The following is a 25,532-nucleotide window of genomic DNA, read 5'->3' as shown; positions in this document are numbered from 1 at the left end:
ATGGAGGTCACCGATCTGCTGGCCACCGCGGTCACCGCACTGGGCGGCGCCGAACGTCAAGGCCAGATCGCGATGGCGCAGGCCGTGGCTCGCGCCTTCGCCACCGGTGAGCACCTCGCCGTCCAGGCGGGAACGGGTACCGGCAAGTCGCTCGCCTACCTGGTACCTGCGATCGCGCACTCGCTCGCGGACAACCGTCCCGTCGTGGTGTCGACGGCCACCATCGCGCTGCAGCGCCAGCTCGTCGACCGCGATCTGCCCCGGCTTGCGGACTCCCTCACGGGGACACTGCCGCGGCGGCCTGTCTTCGCGTTGCTGAAGGGCCGGGGAAACTATCTGTGCCTGAACAAGATTCACAACGGTTCGGCCGGCGGTGAACCTGACGACGTGCCGCAGGAGGAACTGTTCTCACCCGTGGCCGCCAGCGCGCTGGGACGCGACGTTCAGCGCCTGACCGAGTGGTCGGAGTCGACCGACACCGGTGACCGCGACGAACTGAAACCCGGCGTGCCGGACCGGTCGTGGTCACAGGTCAGCGTGTCATCCCGGGAGTGCATCGGGGTGTCGCGCTGCCCGTTCGGCACGGACTGCTTCTCGGAGCGGGCCCGGGAACGCGCGGGGCAGGCCGATGTGGTCGTGACCAACCATGCGTTGCTCGCCATCGACGCCATAGGGGACCTCAACGTGCTGCCCGAGCACGAGCTGCTCGTCGTCGACGAAGCACACGAACTGGCCGACCGGGTCACCAGCGTCGCGACGGCGGAACTGTCGGCCACCTCGATGGGCGTCGCGCACCGTCGGGCCGCCCGCGTGATCCCGGGCGAGCTCGCCCAGCGGCTCGAGGCCGCGATCGCCACATTCTCCTCGGCGATCTTCGACGCCCGCCCGGGACGCATCGACGTGCTGGATCAGGAGATGGCCAGCTACCTCACGGTGCTGCGCGACGCCGCGCACGCCGCGCGCAGCGCGGTCGACACCTCTCGCAACGACCCCAAGACAGCGTCGGCCCGCGCCGAAGCCGCCACCGCGCTCTCCGACCTCGGTGACACCGCCGCCCGTGTGCTGGACTCATTCGTCCCTGCCATTCCCGACCGCACCGACGTCGTCTGGATCGATCAGTTCGACGACAACCGGTCCGGCAGCCGCACGATCCTGCGTGTCGCACCTCTCTCGGTCGCAGGGCTGTTGCGTGCCAGGCTCTTCGGGCACAACACCGCGGTGCTGACGTCGGCGACGCTGACCATCGGCGGCAGCTTCGACGCGATGGCATCGGCATGGGGTCTGGCGGGCGGCGACACCCCTGAGGCGGGATGGCGCGGGCTCGACGTGGGCTCGCCGTTCGACCATGCCAAATCCGGCATTCTCTATGTGGCAGCCCATCTGCCCCCACCGGGGCGCGACGGCACCGGCTCGGCCGAGCAGCTCGACGAAATCACCGCGTTGATCGAGGCGGCAGACGGCCGCACCCTCGGCCTGTTCTCCTCCATGCGCGCAGCCAAGGCAGCCGCGGAGGTGCTGCGCGAGCGACTCTCGACGCCTGTGCTCTGCCAAGGCGACGACACCACCTCCGCACTGGTTCAGCGATTCGCCGACGACGAACAGACGTCGTTGTTCGGCACGCTGTCGTTGTGGCAGGGGGTCGACGTCCCCGGACCGTCGTTGTCGCTCGTGCTGATCGACCGGATTCCGTTCCCGCGCCCCGATGATCCCCTGCTGACGGCCAGACAACGGGCGGTCGCATCCAGGGGCGGTAACGGCTTCATGGCGGTCGCGGCCAGTCATGCCGCGTTGTTGCTCGCTCAGGGCGCAGGGCGGCTGCTGCGCCGCGTCGACGATCGCGGAGTCGTCGCCGTGCTCGATTCGCGGATGGCCACCGCGCGTTACAGCGGATTCCTGCGTGCTTCCCTGCCGCCGTTCTGGGCCACCACCGACAGCGCGGCGGTACGTGCGGCGCTGGTGCGGCTACGCGGCACGGGCTGATCCCCCGAGTCGTCCGATATGCGCAGCAGGCGACGCGGATTCACTATTCTGTCCGGAAAGTTCGGCGCGCGCCCTCGCGGATGGCCGTCCGCGTCTGCGCCCACTACCGAAAGGCGGCGTCCATGAGCCCGTCGAGAAACCCGAGGCGCCTGCTTGCCGCCGCGATCGCCGCCTGCACCGCCCTGGCGGGCACCGGATGCTCAACGACTTTGCAAGGCAACGCCGTATCGGTCTTCGCCGATCCCTTCAGTGTGGCCGGCATGCCGGCGACGGATGGTCCGACGGGTCTTCGCCCGGACGCGGAACCACCCGCGCGCGACGTCGAGGGGACCGACGGCGGGGAGATCGACGAGCTGGCCGCGAGCGCGATCAGCGATATCGAGGACTACTGGGCGGTCGCCTACGAAGAGGCGTTCGACGAACCCTTCAAACCGGTGGCCGAGCTGATCTCCTGGGACGCCAACGGCTTCGACGGCGAGTTCTGCGGCGACGACACCTACGGACTGGTCAACGCGGGCTACTGCTATGGCGACAGGACGATCGGCTGGGACCGCGGCGAACTGCTGCCCGGTCTGCAGCGCGCGTACGGGGATATGGGTGTGGTGATGGTGTTGGCGCACGAGTACGGGCACGCGGTCGGCCGCCTCGCCGCGCTGTCCAAGAACGACACCCCGACGCTGGTCGCCGAGCAACAGGCCGATTGCTTCTCGGGTGCCTACATGCGCTGGGTTGCCGAGGATTCGTCGCAACGTTTCACGCTGAGCACCGGCGAGGGCCTCAACAACGTGCTCGCAGGCGTCATCTCGTTTCGCGATCCCCTTCTCACCGAAGGTGATCCCGATGTCGGCTACGACGAGCACGGTTCGGCTTTCGAACGCCTCTCGGCGTTTCAGTTCGGCTTCGCCGACGGCCCCTCGGCGTGCGCCACCATCGACCTGCGCGAGATCGGCCAGAGGCGCGGCGATCTGCCCGTGCTGCTGCCCGAAGACCAGACCGGCGAATTGCCGGTCACCGAGGACTCCGCCCGCTCCATCGTCGACGCGATGGGAATCCTGTTCTCGCCCAAGACCCCCCCTGCGCTGAGCTTCGACACGGACGAGGCCAAGAACTGCGTCGACGCACGGCCGAGTCCACCCGCGTCGTTCTGCCCGGCGACCAACACGATCATCGTGGATCTGCCCGGGCTGCAGGATCTGGGCGCGCAGTCGGATCCCGATGACGGGGCCACTCTGGTGACCGGTGACAACTCCGCGTACTCGGTGCTGGTGTCCCGCTACATGCTGGCGATCCAGCAGGAACGCGGCGGGGTGGCACTCGACAACGCCGAGGCCGCGCTGCGGACCGCGTGCCTGACGGGCGTGGCCACGGTCAAGATGACCAAGGAGGTCGAGACGCCCGACGGCAACACCATCGCACTGACGGCGGGCGACGTCGACGAGGCTGTGTCCGGCATACTCGTCAACGGCCTCGCCGCCAGCGACGTCAACGGCGACTCGGTCCCGTCAGGCTTTTCGCGGATCGACGCGTTCCGGCTCGGAGTCCTCAGCGACGCGGACCGGTGCTTCAAGCGCTTCCCCTGAGCCGCGGGGCGCCCGCCCGCCGCCCGCGAAATATCATTCCGGGTCGCGGTCGGCGCTGAAACGACAGCCGGGAATGATATTTCGCGGCAAGCCTGGGTCAGGCCAACGCGACGAGCCCGAGTTCGTTGTCCCCGGCCAGCAGTCGGTGATGCGGTAGCACCCGCACGGTGTAGCCGACCGAACCGGCAAACGGCAACGGCGTCGTCATGGCGAAGATCTCATTGCCGGTCTCCGCCGTGCCGCTGTGGCTCATCGGCAGTGCGGCCGGGTCCACCAGCACGTCCCCGCCGTCCACGCGCCCGAGCACCGCCTGGACCGTCACCTCGTCGGGACGAAGCCCGCCCAGATCGACCAGCGCCGTCAGCGTCAGGTCCGCGCCGAGGAGGGGAACGTCGGGCAGCCCGGAACTGTCCACGTCGGTGATCTTCACCTGCGGCCACGCCGTCGCCACCCGGTGCCGGTACTCGGCGAGTTCCCGCGCCGCCCCGAACGGCACCGCGTACTCGGCGACACCGGGCTCGCCGGGTTCGATCACCTTGCGCAACGCCTGCGCCGCGGGCAGGTAGTACTTCTGCGTGTAATCGCGAACCATCCGCGATGCCAGCACCTTCGGGCCCAGCACCTGAAGCGTGTGGCGCACCATCTCGACCCAGCGGGTCGGCACCCCGTGCTCGTCGCGGTCGTAGAACTTCGGTGCCACGGCACGTTCCAGGAGGTCGTACAGCGCGGCGGCCTCCAGGTCGTCGCGGCGGCCCTCGTCGGCCAGACCGTCGGCAGTTGGGATCTCCCAACCGTTCTCGCCGTCGTACCACTCGTCCCACCACCCGTCGCGGATCGACAGGTTCAGGCCCCCGTTCAGCGCGCTCTTCATCCCCGAGGTGCCGCAGGCCTCCAGGGGACGAAGCGGGTTGTTCAGCCACACATCGCAGCCGTGGTAGAGCTTGCGCGCCATCGACATGTCGTAATCGGGAAGAAAGGCGATGCGGTGGCGCAGATCCTCACGGTCGGCGAAGCGCACCACCTGCTGGATCAGCGCCTTGCCGCCATCGTCGGCGGGGTGCGACTTGCCTGCGACGATCAGCTGGATGGGTCGCTCGTCGTCGAGGAGCAACCGGGCCAACCGGTCGGGGTCGCGCAACATCAGCGTCAACCGCTTGTAGGTCGGCACTCTGCGCGCGAATCCGATGGTCAGCACTTTGGGGTCGAAAGCTGTTGCTATCCAACCCAACTCGGCGTCGGATGCCCCGCGTTCCAACCAAGATCGGCGGATTCTGGCGCGGACGTCGTCGATCAGCTCTTCGCGCAACTGGGAGCGGATCCACCACATGTGCCCCGGATCCACCTCCTGCAGGCGCTGCCAGGTCTCCGGCTCGCTCAGCGAGCTCAGATCCGCACTGCCGATCAACTCCCGTCCGAGTTGCAGCCACTGCGGCGCCGCCCAGGTCGGTGCGTGCACACCGTTGGTGACGGACCCGATCGGCACCTCCTGCGGATCGAATCCCTCCCACAGCTCGTTGAACATCTCTCGACTGACCCGTCCGTGCAACAACGACACACCATTGGCGCGCTGCGCCAACCGCAGTCCCATGTGCGCCATGTTGAACTTCGACGGGTCGTCCTCCGCCCCGAAGGCGACGATCCGGTCCAACGACACTCCCGGCAGCAGTCGCGAGCCGCCCACGGACGTCCCCCCGGGCTCCGGGCCGAAATAACGCTCCACCATCTCCACCGGGAAACGGTCGATGCCCGCGGCCACCGGCGTGTGCGTGGTGAAGACCGTCGATGCCCGGACGACGGCCAGCGCCGTGTCGAAGTCGAGGCCCGCCTCGATGAGCTCACGGATCCGCTCGGCACCCAAGAAGCCGGCGTGTCCCTCGTTCATGTGGAACACCTCGGGCGCCGGAAGCCCCTCGATCTCGGTGAAGGCCCGGATCGCGCGGACCCCACCGATGCCGGCGAGGATCTCCTGACGGATGCGGTGTTCCTGATCACCACCGTAGAGGCGGTCGGTCACCGAACGCAGATCGTGCTCGTTCTCCGGAATGTCAGAATCGAGCAGCAGCAACGGAATTCGGCCAACTTGGGCAATCCAGACCCGCGCGAACAGCTGGGCGCCGTCGGGCAGCGCCAAATGGATCAACACCGGTATGCCCTGCGCGTCGGTCAGCAACCGCAACGGCAGACCCTGCGGATCCAGGGACGGATAGCTCTCATGCTGCCACCCGTCGGCGCTCAACGACTGACGGAAGTAGCCGGAGCGGTAGTACAGGCCGACGGCGACCAGCGGCAGACCCAGATCCGACGCCGACTTGAGATGATCGCCGGCGAGGATCCCCAAGCCGCCCGAATAGTTCGGCAGCACCTCGGCGACGCCGAACTCCATCGAGAAGTACGCGATTCCCCTCGGCAGATCGGTGGTCCCTTCGTCCGCGAGTTGCTGGTACCACAGCGGCCTGGTCAGGTAGTTGTCCAGATCGGCGGCCAGGGCGTCGAGGCGCCGCACGAAAGATTCGTCGCGGGCCACCTCCTCCAGGCGCGCGGGGGCCACCTGCCCCAACAGCGCGACGGGATCGCCGCCGACGTGCGCCCACACCTGGGGGTCGATGGCCTCGAACAGGTCCTGGGTCGGTTTGTCCCAGGACCAGCGCAAATTGACGGAGAGTCGCTCAAGAGCGGCCAACGGCCCGGGGAGATGCGCGCGGACGGTGAATCGGCGGAGTGCTTTCACGCGTCTTCACGTTACTGCCGTCGGCCGTTCGGATGTGGTGCGTTCCCCACCCTGGTTCGACCGTTCGGTATCCAACGGAAGGTTGAGTCGGACACTACGGTGGGTATAGGCGCGACTAGGGCAGGGTCGGCGCCGACTCGGTGCCAGATCGCCACCCAGAGAACCGCGCAGACGAGACCAGACAACGACGCGTGCGGCGTATGCCGCAGCACGCTCGAGTGGTAGGGAGAGTCGACAGTGACCGCCGGTCGTATCGAGATCGATGACGTCCAGCCCGTCGTATCCAACGGGCGCTTCCCCGCCAAGGCTGTGGTGGGTGAGGTGTTACCTGTATCGGCGACCGTATGGCGGGAGGGCCACGACGCCGTGGCGGCCACGCTGGTGGTGAGATATCACGGCGCTGCCTACCCGCCGCTGGCGGAGGAACCGCCGGGACGCGTGAGCGCGCCGGAACCGGTACCGATCCAGGACGTCGTCAACGCCAAAGGCCGAGGAAAGCCGACGGCGCTGCCGATGGCCATGGGCCGCACTCCCGATGTGTTCCACGGGCAGTTCAGTCCTGACGAGGTGGGCTTGTGGACCTTCCGAGTCGATGGCTGGGGCGACCCCATCGCCACCTGGCGCAAGCACGTCATCGCCAAACTGGACGCGGGCCAGAGCGAAGGCGAACTGAACAACGACCTCCTCGTCGGTGCGCGACTGCTCGACCGGGCCGCCACCGGTGTGCCGCGGCAGGACCGGTATCCCCTGGCCGAGGCAGCCGCCCGCCTGCGAGAACCCGGTGACCCGTTCTACCGCGCGGGCGCGGCCCTGGCCCCCGACATCACCGCGCTTCTCGACCAGTTCCCGCTGCGCGAGCTCATCACCCGCGGAAACCAGTACGGCGTCTGGGTGGATCGCCCCCTTGCGCGTTTCAGTTCCTGGTACGAGTTCTTCCCCCGCTCGACGGGCGGCTGGGACCAGTCCGGCAACCCCGTGCACGGCACCTTCGCAACCGCGACCAAGGCGCTTCCGCGTGTCGCGAGAATGAACTTCGACATCGTCTACCTGCCGCCGATCCACCCGATCGGCAAGGTGCACCGCAAGGGCCGCAACAACAGCGTCACTGCAGCACCGGGCGATGTCGGATCGCCGTGGGCCATCGGCAGCGACGAAGGCGGGCACGACGCGGTACATCCTGACCTCGGCACCATCGACGACTTCGACGATTTCGTCGCCGCCGCCCGCGATGAGGGTCTCGAGGTCGCGCTCGACCTCGCATTGCAATGCGCGCCGGACCACCCGTGGGCGCGCGATCATCCCGAGTGGTTCACCGTCCTGCCCGACGGCACGATCGCGTACGCCGAGAACCCTCCGAAGAAGTACCAGGACATCTATCCGCTGAACTTCGACAACGACCCCACGGGGCTGTACGAAGAGGTCCTGCGGGTGGTGAAATTCTGGGTTTCGCACGGCGTCAAGGTCTTTCGGGTCGACAACCCGCACACGAAACCACCGAACTTCTGGGCCTGGCTGATCGGCGAGGTCAAGAACATCGACCCCGACGTGCTGTTTCTGGCCGAGGCCTTCACCCGGCCGGCGCGGTTGTTCGGGCTGGCCAAGCTCGGCTACACGCAGTCCTATACGTATTTCACGTGGCGCACCGCCAAGTGGGAGCTCACGGAGTTCGGTGAATCCATCGCCGAGCACGCTGATTACAGCAGGCAAAGCCTGTGGGTCAACACCCCCGACATCCTTCATGAGAGCCTGCAGCACGGTGGGCCCGGCATGTTCGCCATCCGCGCCGTGCTGGCCTCGACGATGAGTCCGACCTGGGGTGTGTACTCGGGGTTCGAGCTCTTCGAGCACCGCGCTGTGCGGGAAGGCAGCGAGGAGTATCTGAACTCCGAGAAGTACGAGCTGCGGCCGCGCGACTTCGAAGCCGCTCTGTCCGACGGCGAATCGCTGGAGCCGTTCCTCACGCGGCTCAACGAGATCCGCCGGGTGCATCCTGCGCTGCACCAACTGCGCACCATCAAGTTCCACCACATCGACAACGACGCATTGTTGGCTTACAGCAAGTTCGACCCGATCTCCGGCGACCAGGTGCTGGTGGTGGTGACCCTGAACGCGTTCGGTCCGGAAGAGGGCATCCTCTGGCTCGACATGGGCGCACTCGGCATGGATCAACAGGACCGATTCTGGGTACGCGATGAGATCACGGGCGAGGAATACCAGTGGGGACAGAGCAATTACGTACGGATCGATCCGGCGCGGGCCGTCTCTCACGTGCTGAACATGCCCCACGTTCCGGCTGACCAACGATTGAACCTACTGCGTAGGGAGTGACGAGATGACCAAGGCGTCCAACCTGAACAACCAGATCGACAGTCCGCATCTGCGTCCGCACACCTCGGACCTGAACCGCTTGCTGTCTGGTGAACACCACGATCCGCATTCCGTGCTGGGTGCGCATGAGTACGACGACCACACGGTGATCCGCGCGTACCGTCCGCACGCTGCGGAGGTCGTCGCCGTGATCGGTGGTGTGCGCTATCCGTTGCAACACGTCGAGGCCGGGGTGTTCGCCGTCGCGGTGCCGTTCACGAACCTGATCGACTACCGGTTCGAGGTCAAGTACTCCGAGGACGAATCGGCTTTCGTGCACAGCGTCGCCGACGCGTACCGGTTCCTGCCCACCCTGGGCGAGATCGACCTGCATCTGTTCGCGGAAGGGCGCCACGAGCGCCTGTGGGAAATCCTGGGCGCGCACCCGCGCAGCTTCACCACCCCCGACGGCGAGGTCACCGGGGTGTCATTCGCCGTGTGGGCGCCGAATGCCAGGGGTGTCAGCGTGACCGGCGACTTCAACCATTGGGGCAACGAAGCACAGATGCGGGTGCTGGGCTCGACGGGTGTGTGGGAGCTGTTCTGGCCCAACTTCCCCGAGGGCGGGTTGTACAAGTTCCGCATCCACGGCGCCGACGGATCTGTCACCGACCGCGCCGATCCGATGGCGTTCGCCACCGAGGTGCCACCTCAAACCGCGTCGCGCGTCTTCGAAAGCAACTACACCTGGGACGACGCCGAGTGGATGGACGGTCGCGCGCTGCGCAACCCCGTGTTCGAGCCGATGAGCACCTACGAGGTTCACCTGGGGTCGTGGCGCCCCGGGCTGAGCTACACCGAGCTGGCCGAACAGCTGACCGACTACCTGTTGGAGCACGGCTTCACCCACGTCGAGATGCTGCCCGTGGCCGAGCACCCGTTCGGGGGGTCCTGGGGCTACCAGGTGACCTCGTACTACGCGCCGTCGTCACGGTTCGGTTCCCCCGACGAGTTCCGCCATCTCGTCGACACCCTGCATCGCGCCGGAATCGGCGTCATCGTCGACTGGGTTCCTGCGCACTTCCCCAAGGACGCATGGGCACTGGGGCGTTTCGACGGCACGGCGCTCTATGAACACGGCGACCCGCGACGTGGCGAGCAGTTGGACTGGGGCACCTATGTTTTCGACTTCGGTCGCGCCGAGGTCCGCAACTTCCTGGTCGCCAACGCCCTGTACTGGCTGCAGGAGTACCACGTCGACGGGCTGCGGGTGGACGCCGTCGCATCGATGCTTTACCTCGATTACTCACGCCCGGAAGGCGGCTGGTCGCCGAACATCTACGGCGGACGCGAGAATCTCGAGGCGGTGCAGTTCCTCCAGGAGATGAACGCCACCGTCCACAAGATCAACCCCGGCATCGTCACCATCGCCGAGGAGTCCACGTCGTGGCCTGGCGTGACCCGGCCGACCAACCTTGGCGGACTTGGCTTTTCGATGAAGTGGAATATGGGCTGGATGAACGACACGCTCGAGTTCATCAAGCGCGACCCCATCCACCGCAGCTATCACCATGGTGAGATCACCTTCTCGATGATCTATGCGTTCAGCGAGAATTTCGTGCTGCCGATCAGTCACGACGAGGTGGTGCACGGCAAGGGCACGTTGTGGGGCCGCATGCCCGGCAACGACCACATGAAGGCCGCGGGCATCCGGAGCCTGCTCGCTTATCAGTGGGCCCACCCCGGAAAGCAGTTGCTGTTCATGGGCCAGGAGTTCGGCCAGCGCGCCGAATGGTCGGAGGAGCGCGGTGTCGACTGGTTCCAGCTCGACGAGCAGGGGTTCTCCGACGGCATCCTGCGCATGCTGACCGACGCCAACTCGATCTACTCGAGCCGGCGCGCGCTCTGGTCACGCGACACCCAACCCGAGGGCTACTCCTGGATCGACGCCAACGATTCGGCGAACAACGTGTTGAGCTTCATGCGCTTCGGTGACGACGGCTCCATGATGGCGTGCGTGTTCAATTTCTCCGGGGCCGAACATTCGCGCTACCGGCTGGGCCTTCCGCACGCCGGCACCTGGCGCGAGGTGCTCAACACCGATTCAGACAACTACCACGGTTCCGGTATCGGCAACTACGGTGCCGTCGAGGCGACGGACGAACCGTGGCACGGCCGCCCGGCTTCCGCGGTGATGGTGATCCCGCCGCTGTCGGCGCTCTGGTTCGAACCCGCCTGAGCGTCGCGGGCGCAGCGCACCTCAGTAGAGCGCGTTGGCCAGATTGCGCCGGCCCGCGATGACCTCCGGATCGGCGGGATCGAACAGGTCGAACAGCTCGATGAGCCGCGTGCGCACCCTGGTGCGATCGTCGCCCGCGGTGCGTTTCACGAGGTTGGTGAGGCGCGTGAACGCGGCGTGAACGTCTTGCTGCAGGATCTCGACGTCGGCAGCTGCGAAGGCCGCGTCGATGTCATCCGGCGCGGCGTCGGCGAGCGCCGCGGCATTCTGCGGGTGGCTCGTCGCGCGCTGTAGGAAACCGATCTGCCGGACAGCGCCCTTGGCCTCGGGGTGGTTGGGGTCAGCGTCCAGGATCGCCTGATACGCAGAGCGGGCGGCATCGAAATCGCCCGCGTCGAGGAACGCCCTGGCCTGTTCGACCTGAGGGTCGGCCTGCTCGGCACCGTCTTCCTCGCCCGCACCGTTGAGCTTCCCGGCCACGGCGTTCAGCAGCGAGTCGATCCATCGGCGCAACTGCTCGGGCGGCTGCGAGCCCTCGAAGCTGGACACCGGCCTGCCCGCTGCCAGAGCGACGACGGTGGGCACCGCCTGGACGCCGAACATCTGCGCAACCCGGGGCGTGGTGTCGACGTTGATGGTCGCGAACGTCCACTTGCCGCCGTCGGCCGCCGCCAGCGATCCCAGCGCGTCGCCGAGCTGAATGCTGGAGTCGCTCCGGGGCGACCACAGCAGGACGACGACGGGCACCTCGGTGGAGCGGACCAGCACCTCGGCTTCGAGATTGGCCTCGGTGACCTCGACGCCGCCCGGGCTGCCGGTCGGGGCAGCCCCGCCGGAAGCGGCAGGTCGTTGTTTGAGCGCCGACAGATCGACGGCACCCGCCAGGGCCGGTGAGATTCGGGGTCCAGGACGCGTCACGTGAACAAGTCTGTCACGTCGTTTCGGGTACCGAAGCCCCTGCCTGACCCTGCCCGGCCGCGACCGGCGAAGCGCCTGTCTGCGGGCCCATCCGACCCGTCCGATCTGCCCATATGAGGAAGATCACACTGCCAAGGGGCACGATGCTGCCCAGCAACGCCAGCAACCATGTGCCGATCCGCCACCTGAGCTTGATGCCGACCACGAGCGCGGCGACGACGAACGCCATGAAAATGCCGCCGTGGATGGGACCGAACACCTTGACCCCGATTTCGGTTTGCGGGGTGCCGAGGTATTTGAAGTACATCCCGATCAGCAGGCCGGCCCAACTGACGGCTTCTGCGAAGGCGATCAACCGGAACCATCCCGCGGCGGTGCGGAGGTCGTAAGCGCTAGTCATGCCGTCATTGTGCCGGACGACGACCCACAGCTACTACACAGCGTCGTTGACTGCGGCGAAGGTCACGGCCTGCGGAGGATGAGTGCGTCACCCTGCCCACCGGCGCCGCACAGCGCGGCCACGGCGTAACCGGAGCCCTTGCGGGCCAGTTCGAGCGCCGCGTGCAGCGTGATCCGGGCTCCGGACATGCCGATCGGGTGCCCGATCGCGATGGCGCCGCCGTTGGTGTTGACCTTGTCGGGATCAATGCCCAACTCCTGCGTGGACGCCAGCGCAACTGCCGCGAACGCCTCGTTGATCTCGATGACATCGAGCTGGTCGAAGGAGATGCCCTCCTTGGCGACAGCCTTCTTGATCGCGTTGGCCGGCTGACTCTGCAGCGTCGAATCCGGCCCGGCGACCACGCCGTGTGCCCCGATTTCACACAGCCAGGTCAGGCCCATCTCCTCGGCCTTCGCCTTGTTCATGACAACGACCGCGCACGCGCCGTCGGAGATCTGGGAGGCCGAGCCCGCGGTGATCGTGCCGTCCTTGCGGAACGCCGGCCGCAGCCCGCCCAGGGACTCCGCGGTGGTGTCGGCGCGGATGCCCTCGTCCTCAGCGAACTCGATCGGGTCGCCCTTGCGCTGGGGAATCTTCACCGGGACGACCTCGTCGGTGTAGACGCCGTCTTTCCAAGCCCTTGCCGCCTTCTGGTGCGACGATGCGGCGTATTCGTCCTGCTGGGCGCGGGTGAACTTGTCGACGTCGTTGCGCTGCTCGGTGAGCGCGCCCATGGGCTGATCGGTGAACACGTCGTGCAGGCCGTCATAGGCCATGTGGTCGAGCACGGTGACGTTGCCGTACTTGTAGCCCGAGCGGCTGTTCATCAGCAGGTGCGGCGCCTGCGTCATCGACTCCTGTCCGCCGGCGACGATCACGTCGAACTCACCGGCGCGGATCAGCTGATCGGCCAGCGCGATCGCATCGATGCCCGACAGGCACATCTTGTTGATGGTCAGCGAGGCAACGTCCCAGCCGATGCCCGCGGCGACGGCGGCCTGACGGGCGGGCATCTGCCCCGCACCGGCCGACAGCACCTGGCCCATGATCACGTACTCGACCGCAGAGGCCGCCACGCCGGCTTTGTCGAGGGCACCCTTGATCGCGACGGCACCCAGATCGCTGCCGGAGAAATCTTTCAGCGAACCCATCAGCTTGCCGACCGGGGTACGGGCTCCAGCAACAATCACGGACGTCGTCATGGCTACCTCCACAGCAGAAATTGGGGGCTTAGAAAGCCCAGAGAAAGGCTATACAAGCCACCGACCTATTCGAAATCGATCTTGTTAGGTTACTTTTTCTTTATGACCGCCGAGCAGACAGACGCCCGTCCGGTACTGGCCACCGCGCTGGTGACCGCCATCGATCACGTCGGCATCGCCGTCCCCGACCTGGACGCGGCCATCAAGTGGTATCACGACCACCTGGGCATGATCGTGCTTCACGAAGAGGTCAACGAGGAGCAGGGCATCCGCGAGGCGATGCTCTCGGTGCGCGGCGCAACGGTCGGCAGCACCCAGATCCAGTTGATGTCGCCGATCGACGACAGCTCGACCATCGCCAAGTTCCTCGACAAGCGCGGCCCCGGGCTGCAGCAGTTCGCCTACCGGGTCAGCGACCTCGACGCGTTGAGCGACCGTCTGCGCGAGCAGGGCATCCGCCTGATCTACGACGCGCCCCGTCGCGGCACCGCGAACTCGCGGATCAACTTCATCCATCCGAAGGACGGTGGTGGCGTGCTCATCGAGCTCGTCGAACCGGCCTCGGACGCGTCCTCGCACTAGGACCACCGTCGGGTCGGACTGCGTGTCGCGCGGTTCGTCCAGCACGGCGTGTGCCAGTGCCTGCGATCCTCCACGCCGCCCGAACTGTCTGTCGGCCACACCACCACATGGGCGACGCCGGGTTTGATCTCGTGGTCGCAGCCCGGGCAGCGGTAGATCTTGATGGCCCTGGCGGCGGCCACCGGTCGCACCTCGTAGTCGTAACCGTCGGCGCCGACCTCTGTTCGCGTCGGCGTGGGCAGCGGTTCACGCACCGGCGGGCGTTTGCGCGGTGCGCGACGTTTCACCATCAGAAGAGGCGGAACTCGTCGCTGTCCATACCCCGCATCTTGTCGTAATCAAGTGTCAGACAACGAATTCCGCGATCGGTGGCCAGGGTGCGAGCCTGGGGCTTGATCTGCTGGGCGGCGAAGACCCCCGCGACCGGGGCCAGCAGCGAGTCCCGGTTCATCAGCTCCAGGTAGCGCGTGAGCTGCTCGACACCGTCGATCTCGCCACGCCGCTTGATCTCGACGGCCACCGAACGGCCCTGCTCGTCGCGGCACAGCAGGTCGACGGGTCCGATGGGCGTCATGTACTCGCGGCGCACCAGCGTGTACCCGGCTCCCAGCAGTTCGACGTGCTCGGCGAGGAGAGCCTGCAGGTGGGCTTCTACGCCGTCCTTCACGAGGCCGGGGTCGATACCCAACTCATGGCTCGAATCGTGCTCGATGTCCTCGACCGTGATACGCAGCTGCTCCCCTGCCTTGTTCTCCACCACCCACACGGGGACGTCCCCGTCGGGCTGCTCGACGAGCCAACACGGCGGACTCATCCAGTTCAGCGGTTTGTAGGCACGATCGTCGGCATGCACGCTCACCGAACCATCGGACTTGAACAACAGCAGTCGTTTGGCCGATGGGAGATGGGCTGTGAGCCGTCCGACGTAATCGACGGTGCACTGGGCGATGACGAGCCGCACCGAACCACCATAGATGGCGGCATGGGTATCACTAGGCTGACGTACCAATGAACGCCACCAAGAGCGTGCCGCATCGGTTGGGCCGGGTGCTGGAGAGGCTGACGCGCCAAAGCGGTCGGCTGGAAACACCCGATTACGGCTCCTGGTTGCTGGGCCGCCCCGAGGAGAGCCAGAGCCGCCGGCGCATCCGCATCCAGATCATCCTGACGTTCTTCATCCTGTTCACCAACATCCTCGGCATCGGGGTTTCGCTGCTGCTCAACACCGTCGCGATCCCGGTGCCGAGCGTGTTCACCGACGCGCCTGCCTGGTTGACCTTCGGCGTCGTGCCCGCGTACATGCTCCTCGCACTGGTTTTCGGCACCGCGTGGATCACCTCCACCACGGTCGGGTCGCTGCGCTGGGCCATCGAGGAGCGTGGCCCCACCCGCGACGACCAGCGCAATGTGTTCCACGCACCAGCGCGCGTCGCGAAGAAGATGCTGCTGCTCTGGGGCGTCGGCACGGCGCTGCTGACGCTGTTGTACGGCCTACAGGATTCGGCATTCATTCCCCGCTTCCTGTTCGCGGTCGGTTTCCCGGGGATCGTCGTCGCCACGGCGTGCTACATGATCACCGAGTTCTCGCTTCGGCCGATCGCGGCGCAGGCCCTGGAAGCGGGCCGACCGCCCCGCCGGTTGGCGCACGGCGTCATGGGCCGGACCATGACGGTCTGGTTGCTGAGCTCCGGGGTGCCGGTCCTGGGCATCCTGCTGCTCGCGGTGTTTGCGCTGTCGCTGCAGAATCTCAGCGCAACGCAGTTCGCCGTTGCGGTCATGATCATCGCGCTTGTCGCACTGATCTTCGGCTTGGTCCTGATGTGGCTGTTGTCGTGGCTCATCGCGACGCCGGTCCGGGTGGTGCGGGCTGCGCTCAAGCAGGTCGAGGGCGGGGATCTGGACTGCAATCTGGTGGTGTTCGACGGCACCGAGCTCGGTGAGCTGCAACGTGGATTCAACTCGATGGTGCACGGGTTGCGGGAACGCGAACGGCTTCGCGATCTGTTCGGCCGCCACGTCGGGCGCGAAGTCGCCTTGGCCGCCGAGAAGCAACAGATCGAGCTGGGCGGCGAAGAACGCGATGCCGCGGTGATCTTCGTCGACATCATCGGCTCGACCGAGCTCGTCACCAGCAGGCCGGCCGTAGAGGTCGTGGAGCTGCTCAACAGGTTCTTCGACGTCATCGTCGACGAGGTCGATAAACACCACGGACTCGTGAACAAGTTCGAAGGCGACGCCGTCCTGGCTGTGTTCGGCGCACCGGTGTCGTTGGACAACGCCGAGGCCGAGGCACTCGCCGCGGCGCGCGCCATGGCCCGGCGGCTGCGCGCCGAGGTCCCCGAATGCGACGCGGGTATCGGGGTGGCATCGGGCCAGGTCGTCGCGGGCAACGTCGGCGCGAAAGAGCGGTTCGAATACACGGTGATCGGCGAGCCCGTCAATGAGGCGGCACGGTTGTGCGAACTGTCGAAGAAAGTCGAAGGACATCTGGTCGCGTCTTCGAATGCTGTGGACCGCGCCACCGAAAGCGAAAGGGAGCACTGGGTTTTGGGTGAGTCGGTGACGCTGCGCGGCCATTCAGAGCCAACGCGTCTGGCGACACCGGTCAGTCCGAGCTGAGTCGTCGCCTCGAATAGCGGACCGCCCAGTAGCTCACCACCAGCGCCACCACGAGCAGCGGGTAGCCCATGGCGATCCTCGCGACGGCCAGCCAGCCCGTCTGATCTCCGTCGTAGAGCCAGCGCTGCACGACGAACCGAGCCACGAACACGACGACGAAAGTGAGCGTCGCCACGTCGTACGCGTACAGGGAGCGTGTGTCGTCACGCCAGGCGTGTCCGGCGCCGTTGAGGCTGTTCCAGATGACACCGACGAGCGGCCATCGCAGGAGCACCGACGCGAGGAAGATGACGGCCAGCACAAGGCTCATCCAAATGCCAAGCAGGAAATAGTCTTTCGCTTCCCCGGTCTGCCAGGCGATGTATGCCGCGATGGCGACGCCCAATGCTCCCGACACCGCCGGCTGCACCGCTTCCCTGCGGAGCAGCCGGATCACGGCGATCGCCGCGGCGGTGCCCAGTGCGACGGCGATGGCACCCGCGAGTCCGAATACCGCGTCACCGGCGACGAAGGCAATGCTCGGCAGGGCCGCATGCACCACGCCCGCGGTTCCGCCCATCTGCTGGAGAATTGTGGGCGCCGGCTTCGTCGACTGAGGCATGGTGCGGCTTATTCCTTTCGTCTGCAGCGTTCAGGCATGCGCGATCGCCGGGCCATCGGGCCCGCGGCGCTTTATCCGGTTGTGAGTGTCAGGTTTCGGTCAGGTGGCGACAGGCCCTCCGAGTCGACCGTTGGTGGCATCGCCGATAGCGCGATCCATCAGCTCCAGGCCCTCTTCCTGCGTGAATTTCTCCTTGCGGACGATTACCGCGATGCTGACTTCCTCGTCGACGACGCGGAAAGCTGCGGCCACGGCGGCCGCATACAACTTGACCGTCAGGTCCGAGTCGGGCAGTTCGAGTCGCTCCGCGAACACCGGGATCAGGCCTTTCTCCATGTAGTCGTGGACCATCAGGTACGACGTCCGCAGCACCGGATCCGACACCGAGAGGGTGGCGATCCGCATCGCGCTTCTCTCGTCGGCGATGTCGCGCTCGGAAAGCGGGTAGGCGATCGTGTCCGCTGCCAGATGTTCGGACAGCGACATTTCCGCGGGCCACCGGCGCATGGTGGCCAGGAACCGATCAGCCGACTTCGCGAGCACCGGCTCGACACAACTTTCCTTCGACCGGAAGTATCGCCAAATGGTTCGGGTCGAAAGCCCCGCGGCCGCCGCGATCTCATCGCCGCTGGTGGCCGCGACCCCCTTGTCCCAGAAAAGTTCACAGGCATGCCTCGACACCTGGAGGCGCGCCTGCGCCGCGTCCGGCCGAGCCTGCGCGATGACACTCACCTCCTTACACTGTCACTTAGTGACAGGATCACATTGTCACTTAGTGACAGCGCTGTCAAGGATGCTTCACTCCGATGACCACCGTGTCGCTTTTCCGCCAGTCCTGTCGGTGGTCGCGTGTAATTGTCGATGCCATGCACACCGATTTCGACCGCTGCCACCGGGCAGTCCAATCCAAGGACCTGCGGTTCGACGGATGGTTCGTCACGGCGGTGCTGACCACGAACATCTACTGCAGGCCGAGTTGTCCGGTGCGCCCACCCTATGCGCGCAACATGCGGTTCTATCCCACCGCGGCGGCTGCGCAGCGCGCAGGCTTCCGCGCCTGCAAGCGGTGCAGACCGGACGCCTCACCCGGTTCGCCGGAATGGAATGTGCGCGGCGACGTCGTCGCGCGCGCCATGCGTCTCATCGCCGACGGGACGGTCGACCGCGACGGCGTGACGGGCCTCGCCGCACGGGTGGGCTACACCGTGCGGCAGTTGGAACGCCTGATGCACTCCGAGGTCGGCGCCGCGCCCCTTGCGCTCGCGCGGGCTCAGCGTGCCCAGATGGCGCGCATCCTCATCGAGACCACCGAAATGCCGTTCAGTGACGTCGCTTTCGCGTCCGGCTTCTCCAGCATCCGGCAATTCAACGACACGGTCCGAGCGGTATGCGACCTGACACCGACGATGCTGCGCAATCGAGCTCGGACGCGCTTCGGCCAGACCGGCTCCGCAGGCACGGGGGTGATGTCGCTGCGGCTCCCGGTGCGGGCACCGTTCGCTTTCGAGGGCATCTTCGGACATCTGGCAGCCACCGCAGTTCCTGGGGTGGAAGAGGTGCGTGACGGAGCGTTCCGGCGAACCCTGCGTCTTCCGAACGGCACCGGAATCGTCAGCCTGGCCCCGTACCCGGATCACGTCCAGTGCCGGCTGGTCGTCGACGACTTCCGCGACCTGTCCGCAGCGATCGCCCGGAGTCGGCGGCTGCTCGATCTCGACGCGGACCCCGAAGCAATCGTGGAGGCCCTGGGCAGCGACCCGCACCTCGCAGCGCTGGTCGCCAAGGCGCCGGGCCAACGCATCCCGCGCACAGTCGACGAACACGAACTCGCGCTGCGTGTCGTCCTGGGCCAGCAGGTTTCGACTGCCGCGGCACGTACTCATGCCAGACGGCTCGCGGGTGCGTATGGGAAGGCGATCGACGACCCGGAGGGCGGGCTCACGCATGTCTTTCCCGGCGTCGACGAGCTTGCCGAGATCGATCCACAGCACCTGGCCTTTCCGAAGTCTCGCCAGCGCTCGCTGAACGCTCTGGTGGCGGGGTTGGCCGGCGGCAGCGTCGTTCTAGATCCCGGATGTGACTGGGATGCGGCCCGCGCGCAGCTCCTGGCGATACCCGGCATCGGGCCATGGACGGCGGAGATGATCGCCATGCGCGGACTCGGCGACCCCGACGCGTTTCCCGGAACCGACCTCGGAGTGTGTGCCGCGGCGGAGCAGCTCGGACTGCCCGCGGCCCCGCGTCCGCTCATCAAGCACAGCGCCGCGTGGCGGCCCTGGCGTTCCTATGCGACGCAACATCTTTGGACAGCACTCGACCACGCCGTGAACCACTGGCCACCGAAGGAGAAATGATGGACGCCGTGCAGTACCGCACGATGGACAGCCCCGTCGGCCTGCTCACGCTCGCCGGCTCGGGCGGTCGGTTGCAACACCTTCGGATGGTGGACCAGACCTACGAGCCGGACCGATCCGAATGGGTGCGCGACGACTCAGCGTTCCCCGATGCCGTTGAACAACTCGGGGAGTATTTCAGCGGCGCCCGCCGCGACTTCCATCTAGAGCTCGACCTGGTCGGGACGGAGTTCCAACGCAAAGTCTGGAAAGCTCTGCTGACAATTCCCTACGGGGAGACGCGGTCCTATGGAGAAATCGCTCTACAAATCAACGCGCCCGGCGCATTTCGGGCCGTCGGATTGGCCAATGGACACAATCCGATCGGAATCATCGTGCCCTGCCATCGCGTCATCGGTGCGAATGGCAGTTTGACCGGTTACGGCGGCGGCTTGGACCGCAAAAGAATGCTGTTGGGAATGGAGCGAAGCGATGACACGGCCATTCCGACCCTGTTCGACTGAATAAATTCCCCACAAATGCCTGTGCCCCCCGATTGAATCGAGGGGCACAGGACTTAAATTGTGTTCGGCGGTGTCCTACTTTTCCACCCGGGTGGGTAGTATCATCGGCGCTGGTAGGCTTAGCTTCCGGGTTCGGGATGGGTCCGGGCGTTTCCCTGCCGCTATTACCGCCGTAACTTTATTCACTTTTTTAGTGATCCCCTTTTTTGTGGGGAAGTTTGTAGCCCCTGTTTTTTGGTGGTGGGGGTGGTGTGGTTTGTGGTTGTGGTTGCGAGGTTTTGTTGTTGTTGTAAGTTTTCGGCCGGTTAGTGCCAGTTCCCTGCGCGCATTGCTGCGTTTCTAGGTCTGGTCTATCGATCCCGTGGTCTGCGGGGGGCCTTATCCCACTGAATGGGTGAGAAGCCTGGTCTTGGAGGGGGTTTCCCGCTTAGATGCTTTCAGCGGTTATCCTGTCCGAACGTGGCTATCCAGCGGTGCCCCTGGTGGGACAACTGGTAGACCAGAGGTTCGTCCGTCCCGGTCCTCTCGTACTAGGGACAGGTTTCCTCAAGCTTCTGACGCGCGCGGCGGATAGAGACCGAACTGTCTCACGACGTTCTAAACCCAGCTCGCGTGCCGCTTTAATGGGCGAACAGCCCAACCCTTGGGACCTGCTCCAGCCCCAGGATGCGACGAGCCGACATCGAGGTGCCAAACCATCCCGTCGATATGGACTCTTGGGGAAGATCAGCCTGTTATCCCCGGGGTACCTTTTATCCGTTGAGCGACACCCCTTCCACTCAGAGGTGCCGGATCACTAGTCCCGACTTTCGTCCCTGCTCGACATGTCCGTCTCGCAGTCAAGCTCCCTTGTGCACTTACACTCAACACCTGATTGCCGTCCAGGTTGAGGGAACCTTTGGGCGCCTCCGTTACATTTTAGGAGGCAACCGCCCCAGTTAAACTACCCACCAGGCACTGTCCCTGAACCGGATATACGGTTCGAGGTTAGAGGCCCAATACGATCAGAGTGGTATTTCAACAATGACTCCACAATCACTGGCGTGACTGCTTCACAGTCTCCCACCTATCCTACACAAACCGTATCGAGCACCAATACCAAGTTGTAGTGAAGGTCCCGGGGTCTTTTCGTCCTGCCGCGCGTAACGAGCATCTTTACTCGTAATGCAATTTCGCCGAGTCTATGGTTGAGACAGTTGAGAAGTCGTTACGCCATTCGTGCAGGTCGGAACTTACCCGACAAGGAATTTCGCTACCTTAGGATGGTTATAGTTACCACCGCCGTTTACTGGGGCTTAAATTCTCCGCTTCACCCAAGGGTTAACGGGTCCTCTTAACCTTCCAGCACCGGGCAGGCGTCAGTCCGTATACATCGTCTTGCGACTTCGCACGGACCTGTGTTTTTAGTAAACAGTCGCTTCTCACTGGTTTGTGCCACCCACGCCCGCTGCCCACCGCGAAGGTGTTGACGGTATGTGGGTCCCCCTTCTCCCGAAGTTACGGGGGCATTTTGCCGAGTTCCTTAACCATAGTTCACTCGTACGCCTCGGTATTCTCTACCTGACCACCTGTGTTGGTTTGGGGTACGGGCCGTGTGTGCACTCGCTAGAGGCTTTTCTTGACAGCATAGGATCACCGAATTCGCCTCACTCGGCTATGCATCACCTCTCAGGATATGTGAAACCCGGATTTGCCTAGGTTTCTCCCTACCGGCTTGCCCCAGTATTACCACTGACTGGTACGGCTACCTTCCTGCGTCACCCCATCGCTTGACTACTACCACCGAAGGTCCCGCGCAGCCGGCGACGGTCCTTTCCCGAAGGATCAGATCTGTCGCCTTTTGGGCGGTTAGTACCGGTGATTCATCAGGGACGCTCACACACGGGTACGGGAATATCAACCCGTTGTCCATCGACTACGCCTGTCGGCCTCGCCTTAGGTCCCGACTCACCCTGGGCGGACTGGCCTGGCCCAGGAACCCTTGGTCTTTCGGCGGGCAAGGTTCTCACTTGCCTTATCGCTACTCATGCCTGCATTCTCACTCCCACACCCTCCACAACTCCATTACCAGGCTGCTTCACCGGAGTGCAGGACGCTCCCCTACCCAGCGTATAAATACGCTGCCGCGGCTTCGGCGGTGTGCTTGAGCCCCGCTACATTATCGGCGCACAATCACTTGACCAGTGAGCTATTACGCACTCTTTCAAGGGTGGCTGCTTCTAAGCCAACCTCCTGGTTGTCTTCGCGACTGCACATCCTTTTCCACTTAGCACACGCTTAGGGGCCTTAGCCGGCGATCTGGGCTGTTTCCCTCTCGACGCACGGAGCTTATCCCCCGCCGTCTCACTGCCGCATTACACCGTGTCGGCATTCGGAGTTTGGCTGACGTCAGTAACCTTGTGAGGCCCATCGGCCATCCAGTAGCTCTACCTCCAACACGAACACTGCGACGCTGCACCTAAATGCATTTCGGGGAGAACCAGCTATCACGGAGTTTGATTGGCCTTTCACCCCTACCCACAACTCATCCCCTCAGTCTTCAACCTAAGTGGGTTCGGGCCTCCACGCGGTCTTACCCGCGCTTCACCCTGGCCATGGGTAGATCACTCCGCTTCGGGTCCAGAACACACCACTACACCACACACTGTTGTGTGGATACGCCCTATTCAGACTCGCTTTCGCTACGGCTACCCCACCCGGGTTAACCTCGCGACATGTCCCTGACTCGCAGGCTCATTCTTCAAAAGGCACGCCATCACCCCACCACAAAGGGAGGGCTCTGACGGATTGTAAGCGCACGGTTTCAGGTACTATTTCACTCCCCTCCCGGGGTACTTTTCACCATTCCCTCACGGTACTAATCCGCTATCGGTCACTGAGAAGTATTCAGGCTTACCGGGTGGTCCCGGCAGATTCACAGCAGATTCCACGGGCCCGCTGCTACTCGGGAACAATCCACGAAAGCCGTTGAGTTTTCGTCTACGGGGCTCTCACCCTCTACGGACAGACCATCCCAGGCCACTTCAACTAACCCAACGGTTTATCACTTCCGCTCCTGCCGGCGGGCAGAAGAAGGAAAGTCCCACAACACCGCACACACAACCCCCGCCGGGTATCACATGCACACGGTTTAGCCATCCTCCGCTTTCGCTCGCCACTACTCACGGAATCACTTTTGTTTTCTCTTCCTACGGGTACTGAGATGTTTCACTTCCCCGCGTTCCCCCCCAACGCCTATATATTCAGCGTTGGGTGACACGACATCACTCGTGCCGGGTTTCCCCATTCGGACATCCTCGGATCCACGCTCGGTTGACAGCTCCCCGAGGCATATCGCAGCCTCCCACGTCCTTCATCGGCTCCCAGTGCCAAGGCATCCACCATGCGCCCTTAAACACTTACAACACAAAACCAAAAAATGAGTCACCCACACACACTCCCCCGAAAGAAAGCACATGCGGGCATCAGAAAAATTTGCATTACACCGAACACACAAGCCACAAAACCTATGCGTTCAGATGCTCGCAACCACTATCCACAAATCAAACACCACACCCCACCACCAAAGCAGGGCAACAACACGCCTCCCACCCCACACAGGGGCCAGGGAACTGCGGGCCTGTTGTCTCAAAGCCCAATAGTGTGTCTGATGATCTAGCCCCCGAAAGAGACCGACATGTTTGTTGACTGCACCAGACCTGCATCCACTACAGACACAGGCCATCTTCACGATTCGACCAAGGTCACCGAACTCCCACACCATGCGGGCGGGCCTGGTTCTCGTGGTGCTCCTTAGAAAGGAGGTGATCCAGCCGCACCTTCCGGTACGGCTACCTTGTTACGACTTCGTCCCAATCGCCGATCCCACCTTCGACGGCTCCCTCCACAAGGGTTAGGCCACCGGCTTCGGGTGTTACCGACTTTCATGACGTGACGGGCGGTGTGTACAAGGCCCGGGAACGTATTCACCGCAGCGTTGCTGATCTGCGATTACTAGCGACTCCGACTTCACGGGGTCGAGTTGCAGACCCCGATCCGAACTGAGACCGGCTTTGAAAGGATTCGCTCCACCTCACGGCATCGCAGCCCTTTGTACCGGCCATTGTAGCATGTGTGAAGCCCTGGACATAAGGGGCATGATGACTTGACGTCATCCCCACCTTCCTCCGAGTTGACCCCGGCAGTCTCTCACGAGTCCCCACCATAACGTGCTGGCAACATGAGACAAGGGTTGCGCTCGTTGCGGGACTTAACCCAACATCTCACGACACGAGCTGACGACAGCCATGCACCACCTGCACACAGGCCACAAGGGAATACATATCTCTAGGCACGTCCTGTGCATGTCAAACCCAGGTAAGGTTCTTCGCGTTGCATCGAATTAATCCACATGCTCCGCCGCTTGTGCGGGCCCCCGTCAATTCCTTTGAGTTTTAGCCTTGCGGCCGTACTCCCCAGGCGGGGTACTTAATGCGTTAGCTACGGCACGGATCCCAAGGAAGGAAACCCACACCTAGTACCCACCGTTTACGGCGTGGACTACCAGGGTATCTAATCCTGTTCGCTCCCCACGCTTTCGCTCCTCAGCGTCAGTTACTGCCCAGAGACCCGCCTTCGCCACCGGTGTTCCTCCTGATATCTGCGCATTCCACCGCTACACCAGGAATTCCAGTCTCCCCTGCAGTACTCCAGTCTGCCCGTATCGCCCGCACGCCCACAGTTAAGCTGTGAGTTTTCACGAACAACGCGACAAACCACCTACGAGCTCTTTACGCCCAGTAATTCCGGACAACGCTCGGACCCTACGTATTACCGCGGCTGCTGGCACGTAGTTGGCCGGTCCTTCTTCTCCAGGTACCGTCACTTGCGCTTCGTCCCTGGCGAAAGAGGTTTACAACCCGAAGGCCGTCATCCCTCACGCGGCGTCGCTGCATCAGGCTTGCGCCCATTGTGCAATATTCCCCACTGCTGCCTCCCGTAGGAGTCTGGGCCGTATCTCAGTCCCAGTGTGGCCGGTCACCCTCTCAGGCCGGCTACCCGTCGTCGCCTTGGTAGGCCATCACCCCACCAACAAGCTGATAGGCCGCGGGCCCATCCCACACCGCAAAAGCTTTCCACCACACACCATGCAGTGCGTAGTCCTATCCGGTATTAGACCCAGTTTCCCAGGCTTATCCCAAAGTGCAGGGCAGATCACCCACGTGTTACTCACCCGTTCGCCACTAACCCGAAGGTCCGTTCGACTTGCATGTGTTAAGCACGCCGCCAGCGTTCGTCCTGAGCCAGGATCAAACTCTCCAAACAAAAACCCCGGGACACACCCGGAAGAATCCGAATCAGAAAAATCCGATCACAAACAACAGACACCACAAACTGGCATCCAAAAAAACATCGCACCCCACAAACGGGAAAATCCGGGGCACGACAAAAACAACAAACAAAAACCACCAAACACACTATTGAGTTCTCAAACAACA

At 64.3% G+C, this 25,532-nt stretch carries 16 protein-coding genes and 3 rRNA genes; 8 read left to right on the top strand and 11 right to left on the bottom strand.

The window, feature by feature from the left end:
- Both ACAG24_RS20235 and ACAG24_RS20230 read left to right on the top strand, forming a co-directional pair.
- The gene (locus tag ACAG24_RS20235; protein ID WP_370474211.1) at window positions 1–1,980 is read left to right on the top strand and encodes an ATP-dependent DNA helicase; all 1,980 of its coding nucleotides are present in this window, start codon (window positions 1–3) and stop codon (window positions 1,978–1,980) included.
- Window positions 1,981–2,102: 122 nt separating this feature from the next.
- On the top strand, window positions 2,103–3,560 hold the full coding sequence (locus ACAG24_RS20230; RefSeq protein ID WP_370474210.1) for a neutral zinc metallopeptidase: 1,458 nt from the start codon (window positions 2,103–2,105) through the stop codon (window positions 3,558–3,560).
- Window positions 3,561–3,657: 97 nt separating this feature from the next.
- Here ACAG24_RS20230 and glgP read toward each other — a convergent pair whose 3' ends face one another.
- Complete coding sequence (glgP, locus tag ACAG24_RS20225; protein WP_370474209.1) at window positions 3,658–6,288, bottom strand: alpha-glucan family phosphorylase; 2,631 nt, start codon at window positions 6,286–6,288, stop codon at window positions 3,658–3,660.
- A gap of 237 nt (window positions 6,289–6,525) precedes the next feature.
- On the opposite strand from glgP, the gene ACAG24_RS20220 reads away from it, so the two are divergent.
- Both ACAG24_RS20220 and glgB read left to right on the top strand, forming a co-directional pair.
- Complete coding sequence (locus ACAG24_RS20220; protein WP_370474208.1) at window positions 6,526–8,616, top strand: alpha-1,4-glucan--maltose-1-phosphate maltosyltransferase; 2,091 nt, start codon at window positions 6,526–6,528, stop codon at window positions 8,614–8,616.
- Window positions 8,617–8,620: 4 nt separating this feature from the next.
- Window positions 8,621–10,834 carry a 1,4-alpha-glucan branching protein GlgB gene (gene glgB / locus ACAG24_RS20215; RefSeq protein WP_370474207.1) on the top strand — a complete coding sequence of 738 codons (2,214 nt, stop codon included), beginning with the start codon at window positions 8,621–8,623 and terminating at the stop codon, window positions 10,832–10,834.
- A 21-nt stretch (window positions 10,835–10,855) separates the two neighbouring features.
- Here the strand turns inward: glgB and ACAG24_RS20210 are convergent, their stop codons facing one another.
- The 3 genes from ACAG24_RS20210 to ACAG24_RS20200 all read right to left on the bottom strand — a co-directional run bounded on the left by ACAG24_RS20210 (window position 10,856) and on the right by ACAG24_RS20200 (window position 13,396).
- A complete protein-coding gene (locus tag ACAG24_RS20210; RefSeq protein WP_370474206.1) occupies window positions 10,856–11,752 on the bottom strand; it encodes a tetratricopeptide repeat protein in 897 nt (298 codons plus the stop codon).
- A gap of 13 nt (window positions 11,753–11,765) precedes the next feature.
- Window positions 11,766–12,152: a DUF3817 domain-containing protein gene (locus tag ACAG24_RS20205; RefSeq protein ID WP_370474205.1), complete on the bottom strand. Its 387-nt coding sequence runs from the start codon at window positions 12,150–12,152 to the stop codon at window positions 11,766–11,768.
- Between the two features lie 62 nt (window positions 12,153–12,214).
- Window positions 12,215–13,396: an acetyl-CoA C-acetyltransferase gene (locus ACAG24_RS20200; RefSeq protein WP_370474204.1), complete on the bottom strand. Its 1,182-nt coding sequence runs from the start codon at window positions 13,394–13,396 to the stop codon at window positions 12,215–12,217.
- A 102-nt stretch (window positions 13,397–13,498) separates the two neighbouring features.
- On the opposite strand from ACAG24_RS20200, the gene mce reads away from it, so the two are divergent.
- Window positions 13,499–13,978 (top strand): methylmalonyl-CoA epimerase, encoded by a 480-nt coding sequence (gene mce / locus ACAG24_RS20195; RefSeq protein WP_370474203.1) that lies wholly within the window; start codon window positions 13,499–13,501, stop codon window positions 13,976–13,978.
- Here the strand turns inward: mce and ACAG24_RS20190 are convergent.
- Together ACAG24_RS20190 and nucS are read right to left on the bottom strand one after the other, a co-directional pair.
- Complete coding sequence (locus ACAG24_RS20190) at window positions 13,975–14,268, bottom strand: Rv1322 family protein (RefSeq protein ID WP_370474202.1); 294 nt, start codon at window positions 14,266–14,268, stop codon at window positions 13,975–13,977. The two genes, mce and ACAG24_RS20190, sit on opposite strands and share 4 nt — an antisense overlap.
- A complete protein-coding gene (gene nucS / locus ACAG24_RS20185) occupies window positions 14,268–14,939 on the bottom strand; it encodes an endonuclease NucS (protein ID WP_370474201.1) in 672 nt (223 codons plus the stop codon). Before nucS ends, ACAG24_RS20190 begins: the two co-directional genes overlap by 1 nt.
- 47 nt (window positions 14,940–14,986) lie before the next feature.
- Here nucS and ACAG24_RS20180 point away from each other — a divergent pair, with 47 nt between their 5' ends.
- Window positions 14,987–16,597, top strand: a complete 1,611-nt coding sequence (locus tag ACAG24_RS20180; protein WP_370474200.1) for an adenylate/guanylate cyclase domain-containing protein — start codon at window positions 14,987–14,989, stop codon at window positions 16,595–16,597.
- Here ACAG24_RS20180 and ACAG24_RS20175 read toward each other — a convergent pair.
- Complete coding sequence (locus ACAG24_RS20175; protein ID WP_370474431.1) at window positions 16,584–17,210, bottom strand: DUF3159 domain-containing protein; 627 nt, start codon at window positions 17,208–17,210, stop codon at window positions 16,584–16,586. The genes ACAG24_RS20180 and ACAG24_RS20175 overlap by 14 nt on opposite strands.
- An 87-nt stretch (window positions 17,211–17,297) precedes the next feature.
- Window positions 17,298–17,930, bottom strand: coding sequence for a TetR/AcrR family transcriptional regulator (locus tag ACAG24_RS20170; RefSeq protein ID WP_370474199.1), 633 nt, complete (start codon window positions 17,928–17,930; stop codon window positions 17,298–17,300).
- Window positions 17,931–18,064: 134 nt separating this feature from the next.
- Here ACAG24_RS20170 and ACAG24_RS20165 point away from each other — a divergent pair, with 134 nt between their 5' ends.
- A complete protein-coding gene (locus ACAG24_RS20165; protein ID WP_370474198.1) occupies window positions 18,065–19,552 on the top strand; it encodes a DNA-3-methyladenine glycosylase 2 family protein in 1,488 nt (495 codons plus the stop codon).
- Window positions 19,552–20,055 (top strand): methylated-DNA--[protein]-cysteine S-methyltransferase, encoded by a 504-nt coding sequence (locus ACAG24_RS20160; protein ID WP_370474197.1) that lies wholly within the window; start codon window positions 19,552–19,554, stop codon window positions 20,053–20,055. Before ACAG24_RS20165 ends, ACAG24_RS20160 begins: the two co-directional genes overlap by 1 nt.
- A 62-nt stretch (window positions 20,056–20,117) precedes the next feature.
- Here the strand turns inward: ACAG24_RS20160 and rrf are convergent.
- From rrf to ACAG24_RS20145, 3 genes are all read right to left on the bottom strand, one after another.
- A 5S ribosomal RNA gene (gene rrf, locus ACAG24_RS20155) occupies window positions 20,118–20,230 on the bottom strand.
- Between the two features lie 110 nt (window positions 20,231–20,340).
- Window positions 20,341–23,459: ribosomal RNA gene (locus tag ACAG24_RS20150) — 23S ribosomal RNA — on the bottom strand.
- 392 nt (window positions 23,460–23,851) lie between these two features.
- A 16S ribosomal RNA gene (locus ACAG24_RS20145) occupies window positions 23,852–25,359 on the bottom strand.
- The 16S, 23S and 5S rRNA genes sit together here, the layout of an rRNA operon.
- Window positions 25,360–25,532: the final 173 nt, after the last annotated feature.

Source organism: Mycobacterium bulgaricum (genome assembly GCF_041287165.2).
GTDB classification, from domain to species: Bacteria; Actinomycetota; Actinomycetes; order Mycobacteriales; family Mycobacteriaceae; genus Mycobacterium; species Mycobacterium bulgaricum.
The sequence above is the reverse complement of the archived record's forward strand: the minus strand, read 5'-3'. Positions and strand labels throughout refer to the sequence as shown.